The 8,143-nt window shown below is 44.1% G+C and carries 8 protein-coding genes; 4 read left to right on the top strand and 4 right to left on the bottom strand.

Translation table 11 applies throughout. From position 1 onward, the window contains the following. Window positions 1–332: 332 nt before the first annotated feature. Complete coding sequence (locus ACLFWI_RS22215; RefSeq protein WP_446414727.1) at window positions 333–1,268, bottom strand: glycosyltransferase family 2 protein; 936 nt, start codon at window positions 1,266–1,268, stop codon at window positions 333–335. Between the two features lie 620 nt (window positions 1,269–1,888). Here ACLFWI_RS22215 and rpmF point away from each other — a divergent pair. Together rpmF and ACLFWI_RS22205 are read left to right on the top strand one after the other, a co-directional pair. Further along, window positions 1,889–2,062 (top strand): 50S ribosomal protein L32, encoded by a 174-nt coding sequence (gene rpmF / locus ACLFWI_RS22210; RefSeq protein ID WP_006101025.1) that lies wholly within the window; start codon window positions 1,889–1,891, stop codon window positions 2,060–2,062. A gap of 125 nt (window positions 2,063–2,187) precedes the next feature. Continuing rightward, window positions 2,188–2,781, top strand: coding sequence for a sulfite oxidase-like oxidoreductase (locus ACLFWI_RS22205; protein ID WP_446414726.1), 594 nt, complete (start codon window positions 2,188–2,190; stop codon window positions 2,779–2,781). Between the two features lie 171 nt (window positions 2,782–2,952). Here the strand turns inward: ACLFWI_RS22205 and ACLFWI_RS22200 are convergent, their stop codons facing one another. Continuing rightward, entirely contained in the window at window positions 2,953–3,126 is a 174-nt protein-coding gene (locus ACLFWI_RS22200) for a hypothetical protein (RefSeq protein ID WP_446414725.1), read from the bottom strand. Between the two features lie 295 nt (window positions 3,127–3,421). Here ACLFWI_RS22200 and ACLFWI_RS22195 point away from each other — a divergent pair, with 295 nt between their 5' ends. Next, window positions 3,422–4,204: a DUF5131 family protein gene (locus ACLFWI_RS22195; protein WP_446414724.1), complete on the top strand. Its 783-nt coding sequence runs from the start codon at window positions 3,422–3,424 to the stop codon at window positions 4,202–4,204. Here the strand turns inward: ACLFWI_RS22195 and ACLFWI_RS22190 are convergent. Both ACLFWI_RS22190 and ACLFWI_RS22185 read right to left on the bottom strand, forming a co-directional pair. Then, a complete protein-coding gene (locus ACLFWI_RS22190; protein ID WP_446414723.1) occupies window positions 4,185–5,315 on the bottom strand; it encodes a three-Cys-motif partner protein TcmP in 1,131 nt (376 codons plus the stop codon). The genes ACLFWI_RS22195 and ACLFWI_RS22190 overlap by 20 nt on opposite strands. A gap of 99 nt (window positions 5,316–5,414) precedes the next feature. Continuing rightward, the gene (locus tag ACLFWI_RS22185; protein ID WP_446414722.1) at window positions 5,415–6,377 is read right to left on the bottom strand and encodes an ABC transporter ATP-binding protein; all 963 of its coding nucleotides are present in this window, start codon (window positions 6,375–6,377) and stop codon (window positions 5,415–5,417) included. 147 nt (window positions 6,378–6,524) lie between these two features. Here ACLFWI_RS22185 and ACLFWI_RS22180 point away from each other — a divergent pair, with 147 nt between their 5' ends. Next, window positions 6,525–8,114: a lipid-A-disaccharide synthase gene (locus tag ACLFWI_RS22180; RefSeq protein WP_446414721.1), complete on the top strand. Its 1,590-nt coding sequence runs from the start codon at window positions 6,525–6,527 to the stop codon at window positions 8,112–8,114. Window positions 8,115–8,143 lie beyond the last annotated feature (29 nt).

Raw genomic sequence — 8,143 nt, 5'->3', positions numbered from 1 at the left:
TCTCCACCCTAAAATAAAAAACCTACACCTGTCAGGAGGGGGTGAGGGGGAGATGGGGGAGATGGGGGAGATGGGGAAGATGGGGAAGATGAGGGAGATGCTGCTTTTTAGGTAAAAGTGCAAGGTTTTTGACCGAAGATACACCAAAACGAAAGCACTTATTGGGTAAAAAAATGGCTTTCCACCCTTGTGTGGTATACCATCTAAACTCATGCAGCAAGCCCTACATAAAATAAACTATTCTCCGAATCGATAGATAATCTCTAAACGGAGAATAGTTTATTGATATATTTTTGACTAAAGATCAAATATGGTGTATGTCTACCTTTATCTCAAGGTTTAATGGTGGAAGCTAATTTCCGTTGCATCGGAGGTAGATGATAATTATTAGATACCTCAGAAGCCTTAACATCTGATAGGACAGTCATTTGATGAGCTGGCGACCGATGAGAGGGTGGCATTTGCTTCATTTCTTGGACTTTCAGCAAAATTAAGTACTCATAAAACGCTTGTAAGGTACACCAAGCCATTCCTGCTTTGCCATCCAGACAACCACCCAGGAAGAAATACATATAAATCCACCGTAACAGGGGTCTCAAAGGTAAACGTAGGGATAAATCTTTGAGCGCTCGACGCCGTTCAACTTCTGATCGACCAAAGAATAAGTTCCACCAATTGACATTTCCCTGTTCTAACTGACGGACTGTCTCAGCCGCTTCATCGGTGGAGTAGCGATTGTGCTTCTCTATCCAACGACTCAAGCCTTTACTACAGGTATAGTGGGGATAGGTTTCTTGCAGAAAACTGGTTGATCCATTACAAACTTCCCGTTCTGTGTGACCGTAGTCTGTGAACCAAACCTTTCCTTTTTGGAAAAGACGCATTTGGTAACGGGGGTACTGGGTGCTGTGGCGAATCCATTTCCCCATAAACATTACTCGTTCTGCTACATAATAGCCAACCGCATCTGGGCGTTTTATTGCCGCTAAACACTCTTGAAACAGTTGAGGAGTCATTCGCTCATCTGCTTCTAAGATATAAACCCATTGGTACTTTGTGGGAATCGCTTCTAGCATCCAGGTTCGTTGCTTGCCATGAGCCTCAAACTGATGTTGCACGACACGAACGGGGTAGCGGGAGGCAATTTCTACAGTACGGTCTGTGCTGTAGGAGTCTACCACTATAACATCATCCGATAGCTGGGCTGACTCAATGCAAGCCGCAATATCTATTTCCTCGTTGTGGGTCAGAATGTAGATGGAAAACATAAGTTAAAGAGTGAGTGAACGATTAAATGAGTGGTAGCTTCCTTTACATAGACTAGTAATGCTACCTGGGAAATCAAAATTTATAGTGTAGAGGCAGGTTTAAGCCGTTTAGGACAGTATCAAACCGATAACTTATCAATAAAACCCGCCCCTAGTCACAAATCAAAAGCCTGCCCTGAGCGTGGTCGAAGGCTCAAAAGAATTGTTTTACACTAGGTATATTTTGATAGGTTTTCTATCCCTGTGTCTAGGTCTATCCCCAATCTTTGTCCAATCTTTACATTGGCTTACTCAGCCTAACATTGCAGTTAAGTCGCTTCCGCCAGGAAGAGGTCAGCAAATCTGCTTGGGCTATAGAAGGCTGATAGCATAACATTTTTGCCTTTGTTACCAATAAGGCGGTGACTGTCAATTATAGGACTGAGTAGTCGGACAAAACTCAAGTTGATGGTTGAGATTGAGGAACATGGTATAAGGGATTTGAGGCTTTTTACAATTCTTAACTCAGTTAACACAAGTTATATTCAGGTATTTAGAAAGCTGGTTTGCCCTAGAACCTGTTTACCTTGGCGTCATGGCATACAATGGAAAGGCTGTGCAAAATTCGCTAACTGACAACCATGGCTGTACCCAAGAAGAAAACATCAAAGTCAAAACGAGACAAACGCAGAGCTAACTGGAGACGCAAAGCATCATTGGAAGCGGAGAAAGCCCTCTCTCTGGGTAAGGCTGTTTTGAGTGGACGTTCGACGTTTGTCTATCCGACTGAAGAAGAAGAGGAAGAAGAAGCCTAGTGTAGGGTGGAGGAGTTTGTGAACACCTCCGTTCATGGAGGGGAGATGGGGGAGTAGAGACGTAGCCTGATACGTCTCTACACTCTAGGTTGGGAGCGTCAAGTCATAAATTTTATAGTTGAACTATGATCGGAAAATTTTTCCACAAACCAGAACCAGAACAGAGCGATCGCGTTCCTCCAGGTCAATACCTGACCAAGGGCTTCCCGGTTCTAACTTATGGTGAGACTCCCGACGTTAACATTGATGAGTGGGAATTTCGGGTTTGGGGTTTGGCTACACCCAAAACCTGGCGTTGGTCAGATATGATGGCAATGCCTCAACATGATTTCACCAAGGATTTCCATTGTGTGACCCGTTGGTCAAAACTGGATGTGCAATGGACGGGGATCAGGGTAACTGACTTTATGAGTCAGGTGGAACTCGACCCTAAAGCCACCCATGTTATGCAACATTGCTATGGCGGCTATACCACTAATCTGACACTAGACGAGTTTGTGCGTGAGGATAACTTTTTTGCCCATACTCTGCTTGGCGAACCCTTACCCCCAGAACATGGCGGTCCCCTGCGCTTAGTGGTTCCCCACCTTTACGCTTGGAAAAGTGCTAAATGGATTAATGGCTTAGAGTTTCTCGACCACGAGGAATCGGGATTCTGGGAACGTAATGGTTACCACCGCCGAGGTGAACCTTGGGCAGAAGAACGGTATAGTTTCTAGTACAAGAAGGCAGAAATAACGCCAACAGCTAACATCTTCGCCATCTCCCTCATCTTCCCCATCTCCCCATAACTTATTCAACTGAAGTTCCCCCCGTGCGGATGTACTACACCCAGGCTAAAGCCTTATTCCGTAGTGGTTTGAGCGCTCGCAGAACGTCTCGCCGAACGTCTAAAAAATCGCGGAAAGCCGCACGGTGAGGCAGTTTTGATTTTTTGTCTGGGGGAACTTCAGTTTCATCGACAACGTCGCCCCGGCTGTATGACACAGAGGCTGTAGGGTTTTGGCGGCGGTAGGCGTTGTGGCGATCGCAGCTAGGGGGTGAAAGTCTTGAAATAGCCACATAGGTCTTTAGAATTTAAATTGAATCATAGCAGTTAATGAGCAAAAAATAAATTTCAGCACCGCTTCAGCCAAATTTCAGGATAAAAAGACTAAAATTTAACGCACCATCTATGAAAGTTTTTATCGATTAATACCGCTACCTTACAGCAGTTTACAAACCTTTATTATAACGGGTGCAACTTATCAAATATTAACAGGCAAAAGTTAAATCACATAACTCTGGACAAGTTTACAATACATCGGTACTATAAATAAGCAAAGGAAAGACTATTAATGTTAGGGGTAGACTGAGAATATGGCTAGCACTCATACAGGTATCGAGTGGACAGACCGAACATGGAACCCCACAACTGGTTGCAACAAAGTTAGTCCAGGTTGTACCCATTGTTATGCAGAAGCACTAACTAAACGGTTTCATCAGAATTTTCCCAATGGATTTGATTTAACCCTGCATCGGGAACGCATAAAAGAACCCTTGCGTTGGCGCAAGCCAAGTCGCATTTTTGTCAACTCTATGAGTGATCTTTTTCACGAAGACGTGCCTATCGGATTTCTCAAAGACGTGTTTGATGTGATGGGTCAAACTCCGCAGCATATCTATCAAATTTTGACCAAACGACATGAACATTTAGTTGAATTAGCGTCTCAGTTAGAATGGCATAACAATATTTGGATGGGGGTATCGGTTGAAAATCAGGACTATGTTCATCGGGTTGATTCCCTGCGACAAGTTCCAGCCAATGTGCGCTTTCTCTCTTGTGAACCGCTTCTCGGTGATTTACATCTTAATTTAACGGATATTCATTGGGTTATTGTGGGTGGCGAATCGGGAAATAGATATCGTCCGATGAAGTTAGAGTGGGCGCAAAGTATTCGTGATCAATGTCAGAGGTTTGATGTCGCATTTTTCTTTAAACAATGGGGAGGTAGAACTCCAAAAGCTGGAGGAAGAGAACTGGATGGAAAGATTTGGGATGAGATGCCATTAGCTTGGAAACAACACCAACAGCAACGGGGAAAAGATATCCCAGTATCTCGTCATCAGTCTACGAAACAACTTAAATTGGTGGAAAAGTAACTCGTACTGTATCGGCAAATGTGTTTTTCCGGCGCTTAGATGGTTCTGCTGTAATTTTGCCTTTAGCCTCTAGTTTTAGAAGAGCATCTTTGTAATTTTTCTTGATGTACCGTTTACCAATATGATGTCTTTGATAAACCTTTATCATCGTCATTGTTTGACCGGCAAACTCATCTAATAACATATCTGTGAGTTCATCCAGTGGACGTGAAAGTTCAAAAAGTAAAGGTTGGAATTTTGTTGCCGGATTATACTCAAAAGATGGAACACCTTGTTCTGTTGTCGAACTTTCCTTTGCCATAATCTCTTTCATAATCTCATAACCTCTTACATGCTTACTGACAAAAATTAGATGATGGCTAGTACGGTTGCCATTTTCATGTCGAAAACAGAAAGGAAGCACATACTCTCCACCCATTTCTTTTAACGCTTCACAAATTTCTTCGACAATAGCGATTTCTTTGTTGGCTGGCTTTAGTAGCTGCAATTTTTCTCGAAGTTCTGACGCACGTTCTTCGCCAAATAGAGCATTTATATGATTTTTTACGGCATCGTTACCTAATCCCATATTAATCCGGTTGTAGTTAAAGAAAAATATACAGTCACAGCCCCAATTCTTAACCACAGAATTAATAAGTTGTAATGACAATCCTTTATATCCCCATGGATCGACAAAAAATAGAGTGGGAACCAATTTAACTTGTTCAAACCTCTGAACTATCTCTTCACCAATTTCATGGTTTATAACAATGGGTTTATTTTTTAGTTTATTGATATTGTGAATTGACTGAATGTTGTTCTGGAGTGACTGTGTATTATTTGCATCAGCATCATTAAAAAGCGTTATCAAGCGTTCTCTAAAATCTGGTTCTCGAATAGCACTTTCCAGTACACGCAACGGTGTCGATTCGGAACCATCTTGATATCGACCGGGACCAGCAAACAAGTCAATATAAGCAAGTTCCAGCTTCTTTGACAACTTTTGCTTTTGTTCTTTTTGTTTCAAAAATCCAATGATAACTTTTGCCCAGGCCCAAAAGTATTTCTCAACTATTCTGGCTTTAACGAGTGATTGTTCCTTTTGTTCATCAAAAAAAGACGAGTTGTTCATAGTAATATCTTAAATTGGATAATTCCAAAAACTATGTAACACTATTTTTTTGCCTAGTGGGTATTTTCCGAAACCCCGAATAAGACAGATAATTGGCTATCAAGTTTGACCCATCTTGGCGGCTTTTTGAATCGTCTCCAGGGTTAACACACCAATGACCTTTCCTTCATCCATGACAGGCAATCTCTGAGTTCCTGTCTGTAAGAGGAGGGATAAAGCTTGACGCAAATTCTCGTGAGGCGCGATCGCACGATTATCCTGATGCTGATAATCTGGAGAAACTGGCTGCATTGCCACCTCCACCCGCTGTAAACTTAACTGACGCAACAGATCATCAGCACCCATTAACTCCCGGACAAAATCATTAGCCGGGTGCGTCAAAATATTTAACGGCGTATCAAATTGGACAATTTCACCCTTTTGCAAAATCATAATCTTGTCCCCTAGACGCAGCGCTTCCTCCACATCATGGGAGACAAAAAGAATCGTTTTATGCAGTTGACGCTGAATTCGTAAGATTTCGTCTTGCAAAGATTGGCGGGTAATCGCGTCAATGGCACCAAAAGGTTCATCCATTAACATTAACTTCGGATCACCAGCCAACGCCCGCGCCACACCAACACGCTGCTGCTGTCCTCCGGATAGCTGTGCTGGGTAACGATTCCGGTAAACTTGAGGAGGTAGTTCGACCAGCTTCAATAACTCATCAACGCGAGACTGGTATTTTGAGCGTGACCATCCCAGAAGCTTGGGAACAACGGCAATATTTTCCGCCACCGTCTGATGAGGAAATAAGCCCGACTGCTGAATCACGTAGCCAATTTGCTGACGCAGCGTCGTGACTTTCATTTTGCGGATGTTCACCCCATCCAGATAAATCGCACCGGATGTGGGTTCATACAATCGATTGACCATCTTGAGAACGGTAGTTTTACCACATCCCGATGGACCTAAAATGACGACCAGTTGACCCGCTTCAATGTCGCAGGTTACACCATTTACCGCAGGTTGGGGCGTTCCGGGAAATTGGAGATGAACTTGATCAAAACGAATAGCACTCACTGATTTGGCTGATTTTTGCTAAGGTTGGCTAATTTTATAGGGGAGTTTAGATTTGAAATCGGATTTTAAGTAAGTCTGTCGAATATATACTTAACGATGTTACGTTGTTACGTTGTGTAACCGCTCTCAAACCCTTCCCAATGACCAATGACCAATGCTGACATTTTAATTCTCTCCAATGGTCCGGGTGAAGTCACCACCTGGGTACGTCCTGTAGTCAAAGCATTGCGCCAGCAGCTAGGATGCGATCGCGCTGTCTTCCGAATCTCGGTTATCCTGTCTCCTTGTCCCAACGCTACAGGCAAAGAAGCCCAGATTGTTCAATCCTACCCCGAAGTAGACCGAGTGCAAGGGGCAGAGCATTTCTTTCCCTTTTTACTTTGGGGGAAAACTGCCGAAAATTGGGACTGGCGCGATCGCGGTGTGGTGGTATTCTTAGGCGGCGATCAGTTTTTTCCTGTCGTTATTGGTTCTCGCTTAAAATATCGTACTGTTGTTTATGCCGAATGGGATGCCCGTTGGCATCGCTGGATTGATCGGTTCGGGGTGATGAAACCCGATATTATCGCCAAAGCCCCGAAAAAATATCGCCACAAGTTAACCGTAGTTGGAGATTTAATGGCAGATGTGGCGAGAGGGGAAGATGGGGAGACGGGAAGACGGGAAGACAAAGGAGATGAGGGCGGGTTTAGCCACATCAGGATGACAAAAAACGATAATAGTGAAACCCGCCCCTACCTTCCTCAAACTCAACACTCAAAACTTCCCCAATCCCCAATTGAATGGATTGGTCTACTTCCAGGCTCAAAACCCGCTAAACTGATTCAGGGAGTACCATTAGGGTTAGCCATTGCAGAACAAATTAACAAAGTTAGACCCCAAACCCGTTTTGTGATTCCTGTTGCACCAACCTTAGATTTACCCACCCTAGCCCGTTTTGCTGATCCCCAAGAAAATCCTCTGATTCAGAAATTAGGATGGGGGGCGGCGAGATTGGTGATCCTAGATGGGGGAGATGAGGGAGATAGAGAAGATGATGGAGATAGGGGGAATGAGGGCGGGTTTAGCAATATCCGGGTGACAAAAAACGATAGTAGTGAAACCCGCCCCTACATTCAAAACCAGGTTTCCTTGAGCGAAGTCTCTACATTATTCAGGGCGGGTTTTGAACCCAAGTTATCATCATCAATCGCGAAACAAAATTCCCTAAACCCGCCCCTACAGTCAATACTCAAAATGGCGAGTGGTGTAACGGTAGAACTTATAACCGAATTTCCCGCCCATGAGATATTATCCCAATGCTGTCTGTGCTTAACCACAGTGGGAGCGAATACGGCGGAATTAGGTTCCCTCGGTGTACCAATGATCGTCTTATTACCCACTCAGCAACTGGATGCGATGCGGGCTTGGGATGGATTACCCGGATTGTTAGCCCGGTTACCCGGAGTAGGAACAAGCTTTGCCAAACTGATTAATTGGCTGATTCTGCAACAAGGACGCCTATTTGCCTGGCCCAATATTTGGGCAAAAGCGGAAATTGTCCCAGAAGTCGTGGGTCAACTGAAACCCCAGGATGTGGCACAATTGGTACTTGAGTATTTAGAGCATCCCCAAAAACTAGAAGACATGCGATCGCGCCTGCGGGCAGTCCGAGGTGAATCCGGTGCCGCCCAAAAGTTAGCACAATTAGTGCAAGGGGAACTCACTAATCAGCATTCAACAACCCCACGCTACTAACGTAGAGCGTGGGGATTGCAAGACAAATT

It is taken from the genome of Coleofasciculus sp., assembly GCF_046539235.1.
In the GTDB taxonomy this organism is placed as follows: domain Bacteria; phylum Cyanobacteriota; class Cyanobacteriia; order Cyanobacteriales; family Coleofasciculaceae; genus Coleofasciculus.
The sequence above is the reverse complement of the archived record's forward strand: the minus strand, read 5'-3'. Positions and strand labels throughout refer to the sequence as shown.

Excerpts from the sequence above, each read along its gene's own strand:
- ACLFWI_RS22215 (WP_446414727.1), bottom strand. The coding sequence starts at position 1,268 with ATGTTTTCCATCTACATTCTGACCCACAACGAGGAAATAGATATTGCG.
- rpmF (WP_006101025.1), top strand. The coding sequence starts at position 1,889 with ATGGCTGTACCCAAGAAGAAAACATCAAAGTCAAAACGAGACAAACGC.
- ACLFWI_RS22205 (WP_446414726.1), top strand. The coding sequence starts at position 2,188 with ATGATCGGAAAATTTTTCCACAAACCAGAACCAGAACAGAGCGATCGC.
- ACLFWI_RS22200 (WP_446414725.1), bottom strand. The coding sequence starts at position 3,126 with ATGTGGCTATTTCAAGACTTTCACCCCCTAGCTGCGATCGCCACAACG.
- ACLFWI_RS22195 (WP_446414724.1), top strand. The coding sequence starts at position 3,422 with ATGGCTAGCACTCATACAGGTATCGAGTGGACAGACCGAACATGGAAC.
- ACLFWI_RS22190 (WP_446414723.1), bottom strand. The coding sequence starts at position 5,315 with ATGAACAACTCGTCTTTTTTTGATGAACAAAAGGAACAATCACTCGTT.
- ACLFWI_RS22180 (WP_446414721.1), top strand. The coding sequence starts at position 6,525 with ATGACCAATGCTGACATTTTAATTCTCTCCAATGGTCCGGGTGAAGTC.